At 67.8% G+C, this 18,160-nt stretch carries 16 protein-coding genes; 10 read left to right on the forward strand and 6 right to left on the reverse strand.

From position 1 onward, the window contains the following. Positions 1–172 precede the first annotated feature (172 nt). The 3 genes from CXK94_RS21015 (at position 173) to rarD (ending at position 7,013) form a co-directional block, all read left to right on the forward strand. On the forward strand, positions 173–1,858 hold the full coding sequence (locus CXK94_RS21015) for a methyl-accepting chemotaxis protein (RefSeq protein WP_102895762.1): 1,686 nt from the start codon (positions 173–175) through the stop codon (positions 1,856–1,858). A 127-nt stretch (positions 1,859–1,985) separates the two neighbouring features. Further along, positions 1,986–6,086: an ATP-dependent RNA helicase HrpA gene (gene hrpA, locus CXK94_RS21020; protein WP_102895763.1), complete on the forward strand. Its 4,101-nt coding sequence runs from the start codon at positions 1,986–1,988 to the stop codon at positions 6,084–6,086. A 39-nt stretch (positions 6,087–6,125) separates the two neighbouring features. Next, the gene (gene rarD / locus CXK94_RS21025) at positions 6,126–7,013 is read left to right on the forward strand and encodes an EamA family transporter RarD (RefSeq protein WP_102895764.1); all 888 of its coding nucleotides are present in this window, start codon (positions 6,126–6,128) and stop codon (positions 7,011–7,013) included. A 19-nt stretch (positions 7,014–7,032) separates the two neighbouring features. On the opposite strand, the gene CXK94_RS21030 is transcribed toward rarD, so the two are convergent. Then, a complete protein-coding gene (locus CXK94_RS21030; RefSeq protein WP_102895765.1) occupies positions 7,033–8,001 on the reverse strand; it encodes a ribonuclease Z in 969 nt (322 codons plus the stop codon). A 106-nt stretch (positions 8,002–8,107) separates the two neighbouring features. Here CXK94_RS21030 and CXK94_RS21035 point away from each other — a divergent pair, with 106 nt between their 5' ends. After that, positions 8,108–8,851, forward strand: coding sequence for a Mut7-C RNAse domain-containing protein (locus CXK94_RS21035; RefSeq protein WP_102895791.1), 744 nt, complete (start codon positions 8,108–8,110; stop codon positions 8,849–8,851). Between the two features lie 7 nt (positions 8,852–8,858). On the opposite strand, the gene CXK94_RS21040 is transcribed toward CXK94_RS21035, so the two are convergent. Both CXK94_RS21040 and CXK94_RS21045 read right to left on the reverse strand, forming a co-directional pair. After that, the gene (locus CXK94_RS21040) at positions 8,859–9,281 is read right to left on the reverse strand and encodes a VOC family protein (RefSeq protein WP_102895766.1); all 423 of its coding nucleotides are present in this window, start codon (positions 9,279–9,281) and stop codon (positions 8,859–8,861) included. Positions 9,282–9,528: 247 nt separating this feature from the next. After that, positions 9,529–10,083 (reverse strand): hypothetical protein, encoded by a 555-nt coding sequence (locus CXK94_RS21045; RefSeq protein ID WP_102895767.1) that lies wholly within the window; start codon positions 10,081–10,083, stop codon positions 9,529–9,531. A 201-nt stretch (positions 10,084–10,284) separates the two neighbouring features. Here CXK94_RS21045 and CXK94_RS21050 point away from each other — a divergent pair, with 201 nt between their 5' ends. Next, positions 10,285–11,652 (forward strand): GntP family permease, encoded by a 1,368-nt coding sequence (locus tag CXK94_RS21050; RefSeq protein ID WP_102895792.1) that lies wholly within the window; start codon positions 10,285–10,287, stop codon positions 11,650–11,652. Positions 11,653–11,663: 11 nt separating this feature from the next. Here the strand turns inward: CXK94_RS21050 and CXK94_RS21055 are convergent, their stop codons facing one another. The 3 genes from CXK94_RS21055 to ccoN form a co-directional block, all read right to left on the reverse strand. After that, positions 11,664–12,359: an MOSC domain-containing protein gene (locus CXK94_RS21055; protein ID WP_102895768.1), complete on the reverse strand. Its 696-nt coding sequence runs from the start codon at positions 12,357–12,359 to the stop codon at positions 11,664–11,666. A gap of 71 nt (positions 12,360–12,430) precedes the next feature. Further along, a complete protein-coding gene (locus tag CXK94_RS21060) occupies positions 12,431–12,643 on the reverse strand; it encodes a hypothetical protein (protein ID WP_180984463.1) in 213 nt (70 codons plus the stop codon). Between the two features lie 2 nt (positions 12,644–12,645). Next, complete coding sequence (ccoN, locus tag CXK94_RS21065; RefSeq protein WP_102895770.1) at positions 12,646–14,094, reverse strand: cytochrome-c oxidase, cbb3-type subunit I; 1,449 nt, start codon at positions 14,092–14,094, stop codon at positions 12,646–12,648. Between the two features lie 389 nt (positions 14,095–14,483). Here ccoN and CXK94_RS21070 point away from each other — a divergent pair, with 389 nt between their 5' ends. The 5 genes from CXK94_RS21070 (at position 14,484) to CXK94_RS21090 (ending at position 18,151) form a co-directional block, all read left to right on the forward strand. After that, positions 14,484–14,921 (forward strand): DUF6306 domain-containing protein, encoded by a 438-nt coding sequence (locus CXK94_RS21070; RefSeq protein ID WP_102895771.1) that lies wholly within the window; start codon positions 14,484–14,486, stop codon positions 14,919–14,921. A 303-nt stretch (positions 14,922–15,224) separates the two neighbouring features. After that, positions 15,225–15,668 (forward strand): HIT family protein, encoded by a 444-nt coding sequence (locus CXK94_RS21075; RefSeq protein ID WP_037042504.1) that lies wholly within the window; start codon positions 15,225–15,227, stop codon positions 15,666–15,668. A gap of 98 nt (positions 15,669–15,766) precedes the next feature. Beyond that, positions 15,767–16,777, forward strand: coding sequence for an ABC transporter substrate-binding protein (locus tag CXK94_RS21080; RefSeq protein ID WP_256046253.1), 1,011 nt, complete (start codon positions 15,767–15,769; stop codon positions 16,775–16,777). Next, the gene (locus tag CXK94_RS21085) at positions 16,774–17,535 is read left to right on the forward strand and encodes an ABC transporter permease (protein WP_102895773.1); all 762 of its coding nucleotides are present in this window, start codon (positions 16,774–16,776) and stop codon (positions 17,533–17,535) included. Before CXK94_RS21080 ends, CXK94_RS21085 begins: the two co-directional genes overlap by 4 nt. Beyond that, on the forward strand, positions 17,528–18,151 hold the full coding sequence (locus CXK94_RS21090) for an ABC transporter ATP-binding protein (RefSeq protein ID WP_102895774.1): 624 nt from the start codon (positions 17,528–17,530) through the stop codon (positions 18,149–18,151). The genes CXK94_RS21085 and CXK94_RS21090 overlap by 8 nt, the downstream gene beginning before the upstream one ends. Positions 18,152–18,160: the final 9 nt, after the last annotated feature.

Consider the following 18,160-nt stretch of genomic DNA (forward strand, 5'->3'; position numbering starts at 1 on the left):
CTGACGGATGACAGGCCCCGCTTCGGCGGGGCCTTGTGTTTTCCGCAGGAAGTTTGCGGATGGCGGGTAAAGAAACCCCGCGAGCAGCCGAAATAGCTGTAACGATAAATTGACGCTGTAAAGGCGTCATCTGCCCTTGCTGCCCTCCAGTCTGCCCTTGAGGTATGAACACATGCTTGCGAATCTGCGTCTGCGATCCAAACTCCTGCTGCTTGCGTTGGGGCCGATCCTGCTTCTGGCCATCCTGCTGAGCGGAATCACCGTCTACAAGCTGCAAAACCTCGCCGAAGAACAGGAAGAGCAGACCCGACAGAGCCTGATCCGGGACCGCCGCGCCGAACTCCAGCATTACGTCGAGCTGGCGCGCAACGCCATCGGCCCGATCTACGAGCGTTCCGCCGAAGGCGATATGCAAGCGCGCGACGAGGCGGTCGCCATTCTCGAGCGGCTGTCCTACGGCAAGGACGGCTACTTCTGGGGATACGACACCCAGACCGTACGCATCCTGCAGGGCAACACCAAGGACAAGATCGGTCAGAGCTTCTATGACTACCGCGACCCCAACGGGGTCTATTCCATCCGCGAACTGGTCAGGGCCGGGCAGGATGGCAGTCACTACGTCTACTACAGCTTCGTCCTCGGCGACAGCAGCGAGCTGGTGCCCAAGGTCGGTTACGCCGACTTCCTGCCCAAGTGGAAGATGGTGTTCGGCACTTCGCTGAACCTCGATGGCGTCGAGCGCGACGTCCAGGCCGCCCGCCAGGAGTTCCAGAGCCGCATCGATGGCCTGGTGGCGATCATGATCGGTTCGGCGCTGGCCCTGCTGGTAGTGATCGCGCTGGCGGCAATGGTCATGAGCAATGCGCTGCTGCGGCCGCTGCTGCTGGTCAAGCGCAACCTCGACGATATGGCGCAGGGCGACGGCGACCTGACCCAGCGCCTGCCGGTCACCAGCCAGGACGAGCTGGGCGAACTGGCCGGCTCGTTCAACCGTTTCGTCGAGAAGATCCACTCGCTGGTGCAGCAGGTTGCCGGCACCACCACCCAGCTCACCGGACTGGTCGGCGCGGTAGCCAGCCAGGCGCAGCGTTCCGAACAGGCCATGGCCGACCAGCGCAGCGAGACCGACCAGGTTGCCACCGCGATCAACGAGATGTCCGCCGCCGCCCATGAGGTGGCGATGAGTGCCCAGCGTGCCGCCGAAGCCGCACGGGAAACCGACCAGCAGGGCGTGGCCGCCAAGCAGGTGGTGGACCGCAGCATCGAGCAGATCCACGGCCTGGTGGGCGAGTTGCGTGGTAGCGGCGAGTCGCTGGAAGGGTTGCAGCAGGATGTGAAGGGCATCGTCGGCGTGCTCGACGTGATCCGTGCCATCGCCGAACAGACCAACCTGCTGGCGCTCAACGCGGCGATCGAGGCGGCGCGTGCCGGCGAGGCGGGGCGCGGCTTCGCCGTGGTCGCCGACGAGGTCCGCGCGCTGGCCAGCCGCACCCAGCAGAGTACCGGCGAGATCCAGAGCATGATCGATCGCCTGCAAAGCGCCACCGCGAATACCGTCGAGACCATGCTGCGCGCCGGCGAGAAGGGCGAGAGCACCCGCGAGCAGGCCAACCAGGCCGGCGAGTCGCTGGATGCCATCTCCGCGCTGATCGGCACCATCAATTCGATGAACGCGCAGATCGCCGCCGCCGCCGAGGAACAGACCGCGGTGGCCGAGGAGATCAACCGCAGCGTGCACCACATCGCCGATGCGGTGGACGGGGTGGCCAGCGACGCGGCGCAGGGCGCGCAGACCTCGCGGGAACTCAACGGCCTGGCCGAACGCCTGCAGAAGCTGGTCGGCCAATTCCGTATCTGATGTGCAGCGTTGCGGCGGCGGGCGCAACGCCCGCGCCGCCGCGTCCGGTGCGTTGCGTCTCCCGCCTACGGCCAGCCGGGCAAATCTGCGACAATCGCGCTCTTCACGAATTTGCCCACGGCTGTCCATGACCGACGCAACGCCCGCTATCGACACCCTGCTGAAAAACCTCGACCAGGCTCTGTACGCCGATCGTCACCGCCTGCGCCGGCAGTTGCATGAGCTGCGCAAGAACCCCGACGAAGGCAAGCTCGGTCAGTGGCTGGAGCGTTTCCAGGCCTCGGCCGCCAAGGTCGAGGCGCGCCGGCGCAGCGTGCCCGCCGTCCGCTACGACGATGCCCTGCCGATTGCCGCCAAGCGCGACGAGATCAAGGCCGCGCTGGAAAAGCATCAGGTGCTGGTGATCGCTGGCGAGACCGGCTCGGGCAAGACCACCCAGCTGCCGAAGATCTGCCTGGAGATCGGTCGCGGCGTGCACGGGCTGATCGGCCATACCCAGCCGCGGCGCCTGGCCGCGCGCAGCGTCGCCACCCGGGTCGCCGAGGAACTCGGCGCGCCACTCGGTGAACTGGTCGGCTATCAGGTGCGCTTCGAGGACCAGAGCACCGAGCGCACGCTGATCAAGCTGATGACCGACGGCATCCTGCTGGCCGAGACGCAGCACGATCGCTTCCTGGAAAAGTACGACACGCTCATCGTCGACGAAGCCCACGAGCGTTCGCTGAACATCGACTTCCTGCTGGGCTTCCTCAAGACCCTGCTGCCGCGCCGGCCGGACCTGAAGGTGATCATCACCTCGGCGACCATCGACCTGGAGCGCTTCAGCAAACACTTCAATGGGGCCGGCCTTCCGGATGCACCGATCATCGAGGTCTCCGGGCGCACCTACCCGGTGGAGACCTGGTATCGCCCGCTGGCCGCCGAGACCGACGAGGACGGTAACCGCGTCGAGGACGACCTCACCGTCGACCAGGGCATCCTCGCCGCGCTGGACGAAATCGCCGCCCACGAGCGCAGCGTCGGAAAGCGCCCCGGTGACGTGCTGGTGTTCCTCCCCGGCGAGCGCGAGATCCGCGATGCCGCCGAGGTGCTGCGCAAGGCCAACCTGAAGTTCACCGAGGTGCTGCCGCTGTACGCACGGCTGACCCCGGCCGAGCAGCAGAAGATCTTCCAGCCGCGCCCGGGGCGCAAGATCGTGCTGGCCACCAACGTGGCGGAGACCTCGCTGACCGTGCCGGGCATCCGCTACGTGATCGATTCGGGCACCGCGCGCATCAGCCGCTACAGCTACCGCGCCAAGGTCCAGCGGCTGCCCATCGAGGCGGTGTCGCAGGCCAGCGCCAACCAGCGCAAGGGCCGCTGCGGGCGGGTCGAGCCGGGCATCTGCATTCGCCTGTACAGCGAGGAGGATTTCCTCGGCCGGCCGGAATTCACCGACCCGGAGATCCTGCGCACCAACCTCGCCGCGGTGATCCTGCAGATGCTGCATCTGCGCCTGGGCGACATCCAGGATTTCCCCTTCATCGAACCGCCGGACGGCAAGGCCATCAGCGACGGCTTCAACCTGCTGCAGGAGCTCTCGGCGGTCAACCGCGAGAACCAGCTGACGCCGCTGGGACGCCAGCTGGCGCGTCTGCCGATCGACCCGCGCCTCGGCCGCATGCTGCTCGAGGCCGCGCAGCAGGGCAGCCTGGCCGAGGTGCTGATCGTGGCCAGTGCGCTCTCGGTGCAGGACGTGCGCGAACGCCCGGCCGACCGCCAGCAGGCCGCCGACCAGGCCCATGCGCAATGGAAGGACCCGGACTCGGACTTCGCCGCACTGATCAACCTCTGGCGCGGCTTCGAGGAGCAACGCCAGGCGCTAGGCTCCAATGCGCTGCGCAGCTGGTGCCGAAAGAACTTCCTCAACTATCTGCGTCTTCGCGAGTGGCGCGATGCCCACCGCCAGCTGACGCTGATCGCCCGCGAACTCAAGCTGGGCGCGGGCAAGGCGGTGGATGGCTCCGGCCATCCGCCCTACGCAAAATCCGGCTCCCGTAGGGTGGAAGACGGCGAAGCCTCTTCCACGCGTTCGCCCGAGGCCGCCTCCCAACTCGCCCCCACCAAAGACACCAAGGTCAACGCCATCGTCCGCCAGCAGGCCGAAGCCAGCGAGGTGGCGCAGAAGGCCAAGGGCTACGCCGCGGTGCACAAGGCGATCCTCGCCGGCCTGCTCAGCCAGGTCGGCAACAAGACCGAGGAGGGCGATTTCCTCGGTGCGCGCCAGCGGCGTTTCTGGGTCCATCCCGGAAGTAGCATCGGGCGCAAGAAACCGAACTGGCTGATGGCGGCGGAACTGGTCGAGACCACCAAGCTGTTCGCGCGCATGGTCGCCAAGATCGAACCGGACTGGATCGAGCCGCTGGCCGGCCATCTGGTCAAGAAGAACCACTTCGAGCCGCACTGGGAGAAGAAGCGCGGCCAGGTGGTGGCCTACGAGCAGGTCACGCTCTACGGGCTGATCGTGGTCGGCCGCCGCCCGGTGCACTACGGGCCGATCGACCCGCCGGCGGCGCGCGAGCTGTTCATCCGCGAGGGCCTGGTGCGTGGCGAAATCAACAGCCGCGCCCAGGCGCTGACGGCCAACCGCGAGCTGCTCGAACGCATGGACGAGCTGGAGGCCAAGGCGCGGCGCCGCGACATCCTCGCCGACGAGGAAACCCTGTTCGGCTACTACGCCGCGCGCCTGCCGGCGGACATCTACCAGACCGCCAGCTTCGAGAACTGGTACAAGCGCGAGAGCCAGAAGAACCCGCAGCTCCTGATCATGCGCGAGGAGGATGTGCTCGCCCGCGAGGCCAGCGAGGTCACTGCCGCGCAGTACCCCGATCACCTGCGCATCGGTGAGCTGCAATTGCCGCTGGAATACCACTTCGAACCCAACCACCTGCGCGACGGCGTGACCCTGCGCGTGCCGGCGCCGCTGTTGCCGCAGCTGCGCAGCGAACGCCTCGATTGGCTGGTGCCGGGCCTGCTGGAAACCAAGGCGGTGGCGCTGGTGCGCAACCTGCCGAAGGCGATCCGCAAGAACTTCGTGCCGGTGCCGGATTTCGTCCGGGCCGCGCTTGCGAAGATCGTCTTCGGCGAGGGCGCGTTGCCCGAGGCGCTGGGGCGCGAGCTGCTGCGCATGACCGGCGCACGCGTGCCGGAGGAGGCCTGGCGCGAGGCGGCCAGCCAGCTCGACGCGCACCTGAGGATGAATATCGAGGTGGTCGACGCCCGTGGCACGTTCCTCGGCGAAGGCCGCGACCTGGCCGAACTCACCGCACGCTTCGCCGAGGCCAGTCAGGCCGCGCTGGCGCCACCGCAGCGCAAGGCCGAGCAGAAACCGGTGGAAGCCAAGGGCTTCGCCCAGGTCGCGGAAAAGGCCCAGGCGAAAATGGCCGGGTTGTCGATGACCGTCTACCCGGCGCTGGTGGAAGAGGCCGGGGTGGTCAAGGAAGGGCGCTTCCCGACCCAGGCCGAGGCCGACTGGCAGCACCGTCGCGCCTTGCAGCGGCTGCTCCTGCAGCAGCTGGCCGAGCCAGCCAAGTACCTGCGCAGCAAGCTGCCGGGTCTTACCGAGCTGGGCCTGCTCTACCGTGACATGGGCAAGGTCGATGCGCTGGTCGAGGACATCCTGCTGGCCAGCCTGGACAGCGGCATTCTCGATGGCGAGGCCGCACTGCCGCGTGACGGTGCGGCGCTGGCGTCGCTGGCCGAGCGCAAGCGTGGCGACTGGACTGCGCATGCCGAGCGCCTGGCGCGCCTGGTGCTGGAAATCCTCAAGCACTGGCACGGCCTGCAGAAGCGCTTCAAGGGCAAGATCGACCTGGCCCAGGCAGTGGCGCTCAACGACATCAAGGCGCAGCTAGGCAATCTGGTCTATCCGGGCTTCGTCCGCGAGACGCCGGCCGAGTGGCTGAAGGAATACCCGCGCTACCTCAAGGCCATCGAGCAGCGCTTCGACAAGATCGGCGCACAGCTGCAGCGCGACCGCGTCTGGTCCGGCGAGCTGGGCGGCTACTGGGAGCAGTATCGGGCGCGGCTGGACAAGCACCGGCAGGAGGGCAAGCGCGACCCCGAGCTCACGCTGTATCGCTGGATGCTCGAGGAATACCGCGTGTCGCTGTGGGCGCAGCAACTGGGCACCCGCATGCCGGTATCGGACAAGCGCCTGAACAAGCAATGGGCCCAGGTCGAGCCCTGAGGGCAGGCCTGCGGCATGCGTGATACAAGGAAAAAACCGATGGGCAGCCGCAACGGCCTGCCGGGCGTGGCCAGCTCGCTCGGAGCGTCGGCGTTGTTCGCCGCGCTGTACTACTACACCACGCTGCTCGAGCCGCTGAACGGCCAGCAGGTCTATGGCTGGCGCATCCTGCTCACCGCGCCCTGCCTGGCCCTGCTGCTGCTCGGCCTCGGGCGTTGGGACGAGGTGCGCCAGATCGCGGCGCGCCTGCGGGGCGAGCCGCGCCTGTGGCTGGCGCTGCCGGTTTCCTCGGCGCTGGTCGGTGTACAGCTCTGGCTGTTCATGTGGGCGCCGATCAATGGCTACGGGCTGGATGTGTCGCTGGGCTATTTCCTGTTGCCGCTGAGCATGGTGCTGGCCGGGCGCCTGCTCTTCCGCGAGGCGGTCAGCCGCCTGCAGCGGCTGGCCTGCCTGTGTGCGCTGGTCGGGGTCGGCAACGAACTGCTGCTGGCTGCGTCGCTGTCCTGGCCGGCCCTGGTGGTCGCCCTCGGCTATCCCTGCTATTTCTCCCTGCGGCGCTGGATCGGCACGGCGAACCTCGGCGGGCTGTGGTTCGATCTGGTCATCAGCCTGCCGGTCGCCGCGGCGTTCGCGCTGGCCGATGGCGACACCCTGCGCCTGCTGGGCGAGTGGCCGCGGCTCTTGCTGCTCATCGCCGGGCTGGGCGCGCTCAGCGCGCTGGCGCTGGCGCTGATGATCGTCGCCGGCAAGCGCCTGGAGATGGCCCTGTTCGGCCTGCTCAGCTACGTCGAGCCGGTGCTGCTGGTGGTGGTGGCGATTCTCCTGGGCGAGAGCATCGCCCGCGACCAGTGGCTGACCTACGGTGCGATCTGGCTGGCGATCGTCGTGCTGGTCGTCGAGGGCCTCGGCGCGTTGCACAGAGCTTAGCCGACGAAACGACAACCGCTCAGCGTGTCGTCTCGACCGGCTGCAGTTCGCCGTCCTTGCCGAGGCGCAGGCGAAGGAAGTCGTGGGCCAGGTACAGCCTGCCGTCGAAGCGCGCCGCCGCTTCCGCGCGGATGTCCTCAATGGATAGACCGCGGTTCGGCGTCGGCTGGTAGCGGGCGCTGAAATGGGTCAGCACCAGGTTCGGCACCCCGGCCGAATGGGCAAAGGCCGCCACGGATGCGGCGGTGCTGTGGCCGAAGTCATTGCGTGCGTCGTCGGCGATGGCCTGGGTGTAGGTGGCTTCGTGGACCAGCACCTGGGCGCCCCGGCAGGCTTCGGCGAGCAGTTCGGGGCGATCGTTGTCGCCACCGACGACGATGCGCCGGGGTGTGCGGGTGAAGTTCAGGTAGTCGTCGCTACGCAGCGTGCGGCCCTCGTGCTGCACATCGAAACCGCGCGCCAGCTGGCCCCACAGCGGGCCGCGGGGAACGCCGTCGCGATCGAGCCGGTCGATGTCCAGGCGCGGGTCGGGACGGGCCTCGGTGAAGGCGTAGCCGTAGCAGGGCACGCGATGGGAAAGGGCGCTGGCCTCGACCCTGACCTGGGGATTGCACCATTCGCCCAGGGCTTCGACGGCATGGAAGTCCAGTTCGTAACCCAGCCAGCTCTGGCTCATGCGCTGTGTCGCGCGCAGCCATGGCTCGATGCCGTTCGGGGCAACGATCGCCAGCGGCGCCTTGCGCCCCATCATGCCGGCGCTGGCGAGCAGGCCGGGCAGGCCGAAGCAGTGGTCGCCGTGCACATGGGTGATGAAGATCGCGCGCAGGTCATGCAGCGACAGCGGCGTGCGCAGCAGGCGGTGCTGGGTGCCCTCGCCGCAATCGATCAGGTACCAGCCCTTGCCGGTGTCCTCCAGCAGGGCCAGCCCGGTGACGTTGCGGGCCTTGGTGGGCGTACCGGAAGAGGTGCCGAGAAATAGCAGATCCACGCCTGTGCTCCCGATGATTCGTGTCGTACCAGTATGCCGTGCGGCGGTGGCTGCGAGGTGACGGATCGCGCGGCAGATCGACCGCATGGCTGCCATAGTCATGGCCATGACCACCGCGACCTTCCGCTTCTACCAGCAACTCAACGCCTTCCTGCCCGCCGACCGCCGTGGGCGGGGCATCACCTGTACCTGCGCCCGGGCGGCGACCACCAAGCACATGATCGAGGCGCTGGGCGTGCCGCATACCGAGATCGCGCTGCTGCTGGTCAATGGCGAGCCGGCCGGCTTCGAGCGGCTGATCGCCGACGGCGACCGGATCGCGGTGTATCCCAAGTTCGCGTCGCTGGATATCGCTGAAGCGCGGCTGCCGCCAGATCGGCCGCCCGGCAGGCCGCGCTTCGTCGCCGACGCCCACCTCGGCGGGCTAGCGCGGCTATTGCGCATGGCCGGCTTCGACACGCTCTACGACAACGCCTTCGAGGACGGGCCGATGGCCGAACTGGCGCGTCGCGAGGAGCGCATCCTGCTCAGCCGGGATCGCGAACTGCTCAAGCAGCGCAACGTCGTCCATGGCTGCTTCGTGCATGCGCTCAAGCCGGCGGCGCAGTTGCGCGAGCTCTACGAGCGGCTGGAACTGGCCGCCGATGCGCGGCCATTCAGCCTGTGCATGAACTGCAATGCCCCATTGCGCGAGGTGGACCGGCAGGCGGTGTTCGAGCGCCTGCCGCCGCGGGTGCGCGAGCGCTACCGGCGCTTCCTGATCTGCGAGCGCTGCCGGCAGCTCTACTGGGAGGGGTCGCACTGGCAGGCCATGAGCGCGTTGCTGGCTGCGCTGGAGCGGCCGCGCTGAAGCCGGCTCACGCCCGCTCGCAGTTGACCATCCAGGACACGCCGAAGCGGTCGGTGAGCATGCCGAAGCGTTCGGCCCAGAAGGTCTTTTCCATCGGCATGACCACCTGGCCGCCGTCGGCCAGCGCCGCGAACAGGCGTTCGCCTTCGGCCACGCTGTCCGGGCTGAGGGTGATCGAGCAGCCCTTGATGCCTTCATAGGGGCCGCCGCCACAGGTGTCGCCGGGCAGGGTGTCGGAGGCCATCAGCAGGTCGTCGCCCAGCTTCAGGCTGACGTGCATGATCCGTTCGCGGTGCTCGGCGGGAAACTGCTCGGCGTTCGGCGCCTGGGCGAAGGTCATCATCTCCAGCGTGCCGCCCAGCGCCTGTTGATAGAAGGTGAAGGCTTCGCGGGCCTGGCCGTCGAAGGTGAGGTAGGTGGAAATCTTCATGGGAGTCTCCGTGTCGGTTCTGTCGATGATTCGCCCGCACAACACAGCCTAGATGTGCTGTGAGGAATTTCCGTCGGTGCCGATCACTGGTCGAACGGGCGGGCGGCGAATCGACAGGGGAGGCGTTTTTCTGCCGGAAGCGGGTGGGCTGCGGCTGTTGCCGTTTCAACCTGATAGCGAGGCGGCCTGGAAGCGCTTGTGCGCCAGCCTGAAGGGACGCGTGGAAAAGGCTTCGCCGTTTTCCACCCTACTGCAGGCGATAGCGCGCCAGCTCCCGGGGCGTCAGGAGGTGCATCCGCCAGGGTTCGAAGCGCTGCATGTCCTTCGCCAGGCTGGGGTGCATGCCCATGTCGCGGAAGTAGGCCTGCGGTGTTCTTCGCGGCTGCTGGCCACCTGACAGGGCCGAGTCGCCATTGGCCAGGTAGGGACGGTGCAGGGCGACATGGCCGCGTACCGTCCGTTGCCGACCGGCCGCCAGCAGGTAGACGCAACTGCCCTGGCACACGGCCGAGCGCGGTACCAGGGCTTCGAAACCGGTCTCGCGCAGCAGGTAGCCCATGCGCATGGCCTCCGCGGCGCTGCCGCCGATGTTGTCGAGGATCAGCAATTTGCGGGCGTAGCGACCGGGGTGGGCGGTGATGCCCGCGAGCAGCGCTTCGTAATCGCCCGGTGCGATCTGTTCGGTCACGCGGGCCACCAGCATCCGGCCATGGGTGGCGTGCTGCATCTCCAGGACGGCTACATCCGCCTGCGAAAGGCAGGCATGGAGCGCCAGGGCGCAGCAAATGACGAAACGGAGCATCGGGCGGTCGGTCCTGCGGGAAAGAGCTGGCGAAGATAACCGCAGCGCGGCGTTTCGCCTACTGTCATCGTGCCGGCGGCTGCGGCAGGCCGGGCAGCGTGGAAAAGCTGCACTATGCTCAACGCCGTGGGGCGAGCCGCGCGGCGGCGCTGGCCGCAGCCGACGCTCGCCCGGCGTCCGAACGATCACAAGGAGCCCATCATGGGGTTGGTCCTGATTCTGCTGGTCCTGATCGCCTTCATCGTGTTTTCCACGGTGCGCTGGAAGTTGCATCCCTTCCTGGCGCTGCTGGCGGCCGCGATTCTCGCCGGCTTCGCCTACCGGGTACCGGTCGGGGAGATTCTCACCACGGTCGCCTCCGGTTTCGGCGGCATCCTCGGCTACATCGGCATCGTCATCGCCCTGGGCACCATCATCGGCGTGATTCTCGAGCGCTCCGGCGCGGCGATCACCATGGCCGAGAGCGTGATCCGGTTGCTGGGCGAGCGCTTCCCGACGCTGACGCTGTCGATTATCGGCTACCTGGTGTCGATCCCGGTGTTCTGCGATTCCGGCTACGTCATCCTGAACTCGCTGAAGAACGCCCTGGCGGCACGGATGAAGGTTTCGGTGGTGGCCATGAGCGTGGCACTGGCCACCGGCCTGTATGCCACCCATACCTTCGTCCCGCCAACCCCAGGGCCGATCGCCGCGGCCGGCAACCTGGGGCTGCAGGGTTCGCTGGGCCTGGTGATCGCCGTCGGCCTGGTGGTATCGGCGCTGGCGGCGCTGGCCGGGCTGTTCTGGGCCAACCGCTTCCTCAAGCGCGACGACCACGAACTGCTGGACGAAGCCCCCAGCGAACTGCTGGCCGAGGAGGTGGACTTCGACACCCTGCGGGCCCGCTACGGCATCCTGCCCAGCGCCTGGCAGGCCTTCGCGCCGATCTTCGTGCCGATCGCGCTGATCTGCATCGGCTCGGTCGCCGCGTTGCCCGGCCGGCCGCTGGGCGAGGGGATGGCGTTCACGCTGCTGAGCTTCATCGGCCAGCCGGTCGCCGCTCTGCTGGTCGGGCTGGGGTTCGCCTGCACCCTGCTCAGGGGCGAGAACAAGCGCCAGCAATTCCACGATCAGGTGGCGGCGGGCATCGCCTCCGCGGCGCCGATTCTGCTCATCACCGGTGCCGGCGGCGCCTTCGGCGCCATGCTCAAGATCACCCCGCTGGGTGATTACCTGGGCCAGAGCCTGTCGGCGCTGGGGATCGGCCTGTTCATGCCGTTCCTGGTCTCCGCCGCGCTGAAGACCGCGCAGGGCTCGACCACCGTCGCGCTGGTGACCACTTCGGCGATGGTCGCGCCGCTGCTCGGCAGCCTGGGGCTGGACAGCGAGATGGGCCGGGTGCTGACGGTCATGGCGATCGGCGCGGGCGGCATGACGGTGTCCCACGCCAACGACAGCTTCTTCTGGGTGGTGTCGCAGTTCAGCCGGATGAAGGTCTCCACCGCCTACCGTGCGCAGACCATGGCGACCCTGATCCAGGGTGTGACGGGCATGGCCGTGGTCTGGCTGCTGGGGCTGGTGCTGCTCTGAGAGCCCGCGTCTCAGCCTTGCGTGTCGATCCCGTACAGGCGCTTGTTCCAGTCCTCCACGCTGCGCTGGCCCAGGCGGCGTTCGACCAGCTTGCGCCAGGATGGCACCAGCGGCAGTTCGCTCAGTTCGTGCAACGCGGCCTGGTCCAGGGGGCGCCGATAGAGCACCTCCAGCACCCGCGTCAGCGGCCAGCGCGGATGGGGCCGGTGTTCGAGGACGAGCATCCGCCCGGCTTCCAGGCAGCCGGGTTCCAGCACCCGGTAGTACCAGCCGGTCATGCCACTCTGCTGCACCTGCAAGGCCATGTCCGGGATGCCGAAGCGATCGTTGAGCTTCCAGCAGGGCTGGCGGGTCTGCGCCACTTCCAGCAGCGCTTCGCCGCAGCGCAGTACGTCACCCAGGCACAGGTCCGCCTCGCCGAGCCCGAGGGTGCTGATGTTCTCGCCGAAGGCGCCGGGGCACGCCAGCAGCGCCGACGGGCCGAGCCGCTCGATCCACTGGCGATAGTGCTCGTACGGATAATGGTGCAGCGCCTTGTCCACGCCGCCATGCACCTTGCGGTCGCCCTGTTCGTCGCCCTCCAGCCCTTCGGGGCCGAGCGGGACCGGGCCGGCCACCGCCTGCTTGGCGATGGCGCTATGGGTGCCGGGACGGGTGTAGGGCACGGCTTTGCCAACGAGCAGTTGCTCGATTCTGGCCAGTTGCATCAGAGGACTCCGGAGGTATTCAGCGTTCGGGCGTGATTGTGCCTGATCGCCGGCCCCGGAGCCCGCCTTGCTCAGGCTTCGAGGACAAAGGCCGGCGACGGTTCGGCGGCGGGGCGCACCACCCGCTCGCAGGCCAGCCCGGTTTCGGCGCTCACTCGCCGGGCGGTCTCGGGGTCGTCGGCGAAGGGTTGCAGCGCCGCCTGCTGCGCATCGTGGCGGGACAGGTTCGCCAGGCTGAGGACGGCGCAGAACAGGGTTATCGCGGTGAGCAGAATCAGCAACATGGTCATCTCGCCGAGGCCAGGTGGGGGATCGGTGCCTGCACGGCGTGCTCGCCGGCACGCACGGTGCGCCAGGTATTGTAGGCCATCAGCAGCATGCCGAAGGCGAACAGCCCGCCGCCGGCCAAGCGCACCAGATAGCCCGGGTGGCTGGCCTCCAGCGCCTCGACGAAGGAGTAGGTGAGGGTGCCGTCCTCGTTGATCGCACGCCACATCAGGCCCTGGGTGATGCCGTTGACCCACATCGAGGCGATGTACAGCACCGTGCCGATGGTGCTCAGCCAGAAGTGCGCGTTGATCAGGCCGGTGCTGTGCATCCGCTCGCAGCCCCACAGCCGGGGGATCATGTGGTACAGCGTGCCGATGCTGATCATCGCCACCCAGCCGAGGGCGCCGGCGTGCACGTGGCCGATGGTCCAGTCGGTGTAGTGGGACAGCGCGTTGACGGTCTTGATCGCCATCATCGGGCCTTCGAAGGTGGACATGCCGTAGAACGCCAGCGAGACCACCAGAAAGCGCAGGATCGGGTCGCTGCGCAGCTTATGCCAGGCGCCGGAGAGGGTCATCATGCCGTTGATCATGCCGCCCCAGCTCGGCGCCAGGAGGATGACCGACATCACCATGCCCAGGCTCTGCGCCCAGTCCGGCAGGGCGGTGTAGTGCAGGTGGTGCGGGCCGGCCCAGATGTACAGGCTGATGATCGCCCAGAAGTGCACGATCGACAGCCGGTAGGAATAGATCGGCCGCTCGGCCTGCTTGGGTACGAAGTAGTACATCATCCCGAGAAAGCCCACCGAGAGGATGAACCCGACCACGCTGTGCCCGTACCACCACTGCACCATGGCATCGGTGGCGCCCGAAAACAGCGAGTAGGACTTGAACGGCGTGACCGGCACCAGCAGGTGGTTGACGATGTGCACCATCGCCGTGACGACGATGAACGCGCCGTAGAACCAGTTGCCGACGTAGATGTGGCTGACCCGGCGCCGGGCGATGGTGCCGAAGAACAGCCAGGCGTAGACCAGCCACACCAGCGTGACCAGCAGGGCGATGGGCCATTCCATCTCCGCGTACTCCTTGGACGTGGTATAGCCCAGCGGGTAGCTGACCAGCAGGGCGACGATCGCCGCCTGCCAGCCCCAGAACACGAAGCGGGCCAGGCCGTCGGAAACCAGCCGTGCGCGGCTGGTGCGCTGCACGACGTAGAAGGACGTGGCGAACAGCGCGTTGCCGCCGAAGGCGAAGATCACCAGGTTGGTGTGGATCGGCCGGATGCGGCCGAAACTGGTCCACGGCAGGTCGAAATTGAGTTGCGGGCAGACCAGCTGGGCGGCGATGAACACGCCCATGGCCATGCCGAGGATGCCCCAGATCAGGGTCATCAGGGTGAACTGGCGAACGATGGCGTAGTTGAAGGTTTCGCCGGCCGAGCCGGCGCGAATCACTCTGGACATGGAGATTACCGGTTGCACGCAAGGGATTTGCAAGGTTCCGCCCCACCTTGCACGGCCTCCTGGGGTTCCTCTGCCGGGATCTCTCTGCGAGTCGTGCCTGGGCGCCAGGCGAGCGCCGAGGTGGATCGCAGGCCAGTGTGGTCCTCCTGTTTGATTTGCACAAAGGAATAATAATGCACGTCTAGTTCATTTATTTTGAATCAATGGCTCGTCCATGCTGCGGTGATCGGCCACGATGCAAAAAGACTGCACTGTCGCGGCAGTATTTTTCATTTTCAGCCTCTGTCGGCGTGCGGCTAGCATGGCCGTCTGGCCTGCCGCTGCGGTGAATGACGCCCGGCCGCGCGGGGCATACTGGCACCGGCCATTGTCGAGACAAGGAGAACAACATGACTGTGGAATCGTTGGGGATCGAGCGGGAGCGGCTGATCGCGGCGCTCGATGAACTGCTGAGCGCGGAGCGGGCCGGGGCGCAGGTCGCCAATGCCAGCCTCCGCGAGGCCACGGGAGAGCTGCAGCGTAGCGTGCTGGCGCAGGTACATCGCGGCGAAGCCGACAGCTGCCGGCGGCTGCGCGACTGCCTGGTGCTGCTCGGCGCCGAGCCGGGGCGCGAACGCGGCGCCTTCTACGAGAAATGCATGGCGATCGCCGACCTGGGCGAGCGCCTGGCGCTGGTCGACCGTGGGCAGAAATGGGTGATTCGCAAGCTCCAGGCGCTGCTCGAGGAGGTCACCCATCCGCAGATCCGCCAGGAACTCGAAGCCGTGCTCGAGACCCACGAGATCAACAGCGACGATTACGCCGCCAAGGCGCAAGAGTTGCGTTAGTGCCGTCGCGATTAGGATTCCCAGCGGGACATGATCGCCCGCAAGCGGGCTCCTACATGTACCGTTGCATGCTTGGGTGAGCAGCGCGCGGTCATGGCCCTGCCGCGATCTCCTGTAGCCCGCTTGCGGGCGATCCGGGGCCAAACTGCACTCTGCGCAGCGGGGCTCCGCATTCACGGTGCGCGGAGCGCCACTGGCGCAGGCGCAACCGCTCGGTCGCGATCATTTCTCTTCCCTCCGTCTTGGCGCCCTAGCCAACCTCCGGCTATGGTGCCGCTTTCCTGTCCACCATGGAGACGCCCGGTGTCCCTGACCACGCCTTACGACCCGCAGAACATCTTCGCCCAGATCATCCGGGGCGATGCGCCGTGCTACAAGCTCTACGAGGACGACGACGTGCTCGCCTTCCTCGATCTGTTCCCGCAGTCCTTCGGCCATACGCTGGTGATCCCGAAGCGCTCGGCTGCCTGCAACATCCTCGACGTGGATAGCGAGGCGCTGTGCAAGGTGATGAAGGTGGTGCAGCGGCTCGCCCGGGTGCTCGTCGACGAGCTGCAACCCGATGGCGTGCAGGTCGCGCAGTTCAATGGTGCGCCGGCGGGGCAGTCGGTGTTCCACATCCACATGCATATCGTCCCGCGCTACGCCGGCGAGGGGCTGGCGGTGCATGCGGCGCACAAGGCCGACCCGGCGGAACTGGAGAAACTGCAGGCGCGGCTGCTGCGGCGCATCGAACAGCCGGCCTGACCCGCGCCGCGCCGGCTGCGCCCGGTGCGACCATCGCAGCAGGCAAGAGGCACCAAAGTACTATTCGTCACGGGCGGGGGGCTTCGTACCCTGCGGGCATGATGCCTTCATCGACCCTCCTCATCCGCTGTTTCAAACGTGCCCTCGGCTCCCGGCGCGGGGCCGGTCGTGGCATCGGGCTGGTGCTTGCGCTGGCGGCGATATCGCTGTCGGCGCAGGCACGGGATTTGCCGGTGCTGACGCTGAGCGTGCTGCAGTTCGGCACGCCGCACTGGGAGCTGGAACATCTCAAGCGCCAGCAACTGGATCACGGCAATGGCTTCGAACTGAAGATACGGCTGGCCGCCGACGTGCCGGCGTCGCGGCTGGCGCTGTCCAGCGGCAGCGTCGACGGGGCCGTGAGCGACCTGCTCTGGGCCCAGGCGCGCTACGAGGCCGGGACGGCCTATCGCTACGTGCCGTTCTCCTCGCAGATCGGCGAAGTGCTGGTGCCCGATGGCAGCGACATTCGCACGTTGGCCGATCTGCGCGGCAAGCGCATCGGCGTGGCGGGCGGCCCCGACGGGCTCGGCTGGCGGCTGTTGCAACGGGCGGCCGCCGCGCAGGGGCTCGACCTGGCGCGCGAGGCGACGGTGCAGTACGCCGCACCGCCGCTGCTCGGCCAGGCATTGCGACGCGGCCAGGTGGATGCGCTGCTGACCTTCTGGCATTTCTCTGCCCGCCTGCGCGGCGAGGGTGGGGTGCATGCCGCGTTCGGCCTGGCCGATCTGCTCCGGACACTGGACCTCGACCCCCGGCTGCCGGTGCTCGGCTATCTGTTCCCGGAAGCCTGGGCCGCCGGGCATGACGATCTGCTGCGGCGTTTCGCCGGCGCCTTGCGCCAGGCCAAGGACCAGCTGGCGAGCGAGCAGGGCCACTGGCAGGCGATCCGGCCACTGATGCGTGCCGAGGACGAGGCGGTGTTCGCCGCGTTGCGCGACAGCTTCGTCGAGGGCATTCCGCAACCCCTGGATGCCCCGCGCATCGCCGACCTGCAGCGCCTGCTGCTGCTGACCGCTGCCGATCCGACGAAGCCGATGCCGGCCACGCTGTTCCAGGCGGGCCGATGAGATCGGCACGCTGGGCCGGCTGGATCGCACTGCCGTTGGCGGTGGCGCTCTGGGCGGTCGCGGCGCAACTGGCGAAGACGTCCTTGCTGCCGGCACCGGCTGCCGTGCTGGAGACCTTCTGGCTGGCCGTGCAGAATGGCGAGCTGCCGCACCACCTGCTGGTCACCCTGCGCCGGGTGGCCAGCAGCTTCCTGCTGGCGATGGCGCTGGGGGCACTGCTCGGCGTGTGGATGGGGCGCTCGCGGCTGGTCGACGGCATCCTCGATCCGCTGCTGGTGCTGTTTCTCAACCTGCCGGCGCTGGTCACCATCATCCTGCTCTACGTCTGGTTCGGTCTGGTGGAGGCCGCGGCGGTGCTGGCGGTGGTGGTCAACAAGGTGCCGAACGTGGCGGTGACCCTGCGCGAGGGCGCACGCAGCCTCGACCCGAAGCTGGAGCAGATGGCCCTGGTGTATGGCTTCAGCCGCTGGCAGCGGGTAACGGAGGTCTGGCTGCCGCAGCTGTTCCCCTACCTGATGGCGGCCACCCGGGGCGGCCTGGCACTGATCTGGAAGATCGTCCTGGTGGTGGAACTGCTGGGCCGTTCGGACGGCATCGGCTTCCAGTTGCACATGGCCTTCCAGGTGTTCGATGTGGCGAGCATCCTGGCCTACAGCCTCGCCTTCATCGCGGTGGTGCAACTGATCGAGCTGACGCTGCTGCAGCCGCTGGAGCGGCGGGCATCGTACTGGCGCGAAGCGGGGGTGCGGCATGCTTGAGGTGCGGATCGATGGCGTCGCTGCCGGCCATGCGGTGCTGGGCATGATCGATGTGCGGGTGCGCGAAGGTGATCGCATCTGCCTGCTGGGGCCTTCCGGTGTCGGCAAGACCACGCTGCTCAATGCCATTGCCGGGCTCGACCGACGCCTGAGCCCGATGGTCCGGCGGCGTCATGGGCTGCGCATCGGCTACCTGTTCCAGGAGCACCGCCTGCTGCCCTGGCGCACGGTGCGGCAGAACCTGGCGCTGGTGGGCGCGCCCGCCGCCGACATCGAGCGCTTGCTGGGCGAGGTCGGTCTGGAGGGCGCCGGCGATCTCCTGCCCGACCAGCTCTCGCTGGGCATGGCGCGCCGCGCGGCGCTGGCGCGGAGCCTGGCGATACGCCCCGACCTGTTGCTGCTCGACGAGCCCTTCGCCTCGCTGGACGCGGGGCGCGCCGCCGAGCTGCGCACGCTGCTGGTTCGCCTGCTGAACGAGCAGCCAGGCATGGCGATGATCTGCGTGACCCACGATGCCCGCGATGCCGACACGCTGGCCAACCGCGTGTGGCACATGGACGGGCGGCCGGCAAGCGTGCGCGGCGACCAGCCGCTGGCGACCGGTCTCGGCGCCTGAGCCGGATTT

Source organism: Stutzerimonas stutzeri (assembly GCF_002890915.1).
Lineage (GTDB): Bacteria > Pseudomonadota > Gammaproteobacteria > Pseudomonadales > Pseudomonadaceae > Stutzerimonas > Stutzerimonas stutzeri_AF.

What these genes read in the sequence shown, in the direction of transcription:
- CXK94_RS21080 (WP_256046253.1), top strand. Translation starts at nt 15,767, where the DNA reads ATGATGCCTTCATCGACCCTCCTCATCCGCTGTTTCAAACGTGCCCTC.
- rarD (WP_102895764.1), top strand. Translation starts at nt 6,126, where the DNA reads ATGGGCAGCCGCAACGGCCTGCCGGGCGTGGCCAGCTCGCTCGGAGCG.
- hrpA (WP_102895763.1), top strand. Translation starts at nt 1,986, where the DNA reads ATGACCGACGCAACGCCCGCTATCGACACCCTGCTGAAAAACCTCGAC.
- CXK94_RS21040 (WP_102895766.1), bottom strand. Translation starts at nt 9,281, where the DNA reads ATGAAGATTTCCACCTACCTCACCTTCGACGGCCAGGCCCGCGAAGCC.
- CXK94_RS21035 (WP_102895791.1), top strand. Translation starts at nt 8,108, where the DNA reads ATGACCACCGCGACCTTCCGCTTCTACCAGCAACTCAACGCCTTCCTG.
- CXK94_RS21045 (WP_102895767.1), bottom strand. Translation starts at nt 10,083, where the DNA reads ATGCTCCGTTTCGTCATTTGCTGCGCCCTGGCGCTCCATGCCTGCCTT.
- CXK94_RS21050 (WP_102895792.1), top strand. Translation starts at nt 10,285, where the DNA reads ATGGGGTTGGTCCTGATTCTGCTGGTCCTGATCGCCTTCATCGTGTTT.
- ccoN (WP_102895770.1), bottom strand. Translation starts at nt 14,094, where the DNA reads ATGTCCAGAGTGATTCGCGCCGGCTCGGCCGGCGAAACCTTCAACTAC.
- CXK94_RS21085 (WP_102895773.1), top strand. Translation starts at nt 16,774, where the DNA reads ATGAGATCGGCACGCTGGGCCGGCTGGATCGCACTGCCGTTGGCGGTG.
- CXK94_RS21055 (WP_102895768.1), bottom strand. Translation starts at nt 12,359, where the DNA reads ATGCAACTGGCCAGAATCGAGCAACTGCTCGTTGGCAAAGCCGTGCCC.
- CXK94_RS21060 (WP_180984463.1), bottom strand. Translation starts at nt 12,643, where the DNA reads ATGTTGCTGATTCTGCTCACCGCGATAACCCTGTTCTGCGCCGTCCTC.
- CXK94_RS21015 (WP_102895762.1), top strand. Translation starts at nt 173, where the DNA reads ATGCTTGCGAATCTGCGTCTGCGATCCAAACTCCTGCTGCTTGCGTTG.
- CXK94_RS21070 (WP_102895771.1), top strand. Translation starts at nt 14,484, where the DNA reads ATGACTGTGGAATCGTTGGGGATCGAGCGGGAGCGGCTGATCGCGGCG.
- CXK94_RS21090 (WP_102895774.1), top strand. Translation starts at nt 17,528, where the DNA reads ATGCTTGAGGTGCGGATCGATGGCGTCGCTGCCGGCCATGCGGTGCTG.